Annotated in this window: 1 protein-coding gene and 1 pseudogene; one reads left to right on the forward strand and one right to left on the reverse strand. The window is 61.7% G+C overall.

Features of this window, described 5'->3' with window-relative positions:
* Positions 1 to 258: DUF6444 domain-containing protein (locus AB1460_RS38165; RefSeq protein WP_420497474.1), on the forward strand; the 258-nt coding region annotated here is incomplete at its 5' end.
* A gap of 6 nt (positions 259 to 264) precedes the next feature.
* Here the strand turns inward: AB1460_RS38165 and AB1460_RS38170 are convergent.
* Positions 265 to 468, reverse strand: a pseudogene (locus tag AB1460_RS38170) (integrase core domain-containing protein); the annotation flags it as partial.
* Positions 469 to 592 lie beyond the last annotated feature (124 nt).

The raw sequence follows: 592 nt of genomic DNA on the forward strand, positions 1-592 counted from the left end.
GTGAGCTTGCAGGCGGATCTGGCGCGGGCGCTGGAGCGGATCGCCGAGCTGGAAGCGCAGCTCGCGAAGACGTCGCGGAACTCGTCGAAGCCACCGAGTTCGGACGGGCTGGCGAAGCCGCCCCCGAAGTCGCTGCGGACGAAGACGGGTCGGCGCCCTGGTGGGCAGAACGGCCATCGGGGATCGACGCTGCGTATGGTCGCCGATCCTGACGAGTGTGTCTGGTGTGCCTCGTTAATTCCGGACAGGCTTTATTGAGCTTATTTACGCTGCGGACTGCTTTTTCAGGTACTCGTCGTAGACCTGTTGTGGGGTGCAGTAGCCGAGTCCCGAGTGGCGGCGTGTCGTATTGTAACGGATTTCTATGTACCGGGCGATGTCGCGGCGGGCGTGTTCGCGGGTCGGGTAGACCGTGCGGTGGACACGTTCGTTCTTGAGAGTCGCGAAGAACGACTCGGCCATTGCGTTGATGCTCCTATAGATGTCAAGCGGCCTGAGGTGCCGATGAAGATTCCTTCTCGTGGCTGCTACCGGAAGCGGCCGGTGGCGGTAGAAGGCGATAAACTTCCCGGGCGACATACCTCTTCAAGCA

The sequence above is a fragment of the Parafrankia sp. FMc2 genome, assembly GCF_041008525.1.
Classification (GTDB): Bacteria; Actinomycetota; Actinomycetes; order Frankiales; family Frankiaceae; genus Parafrankia.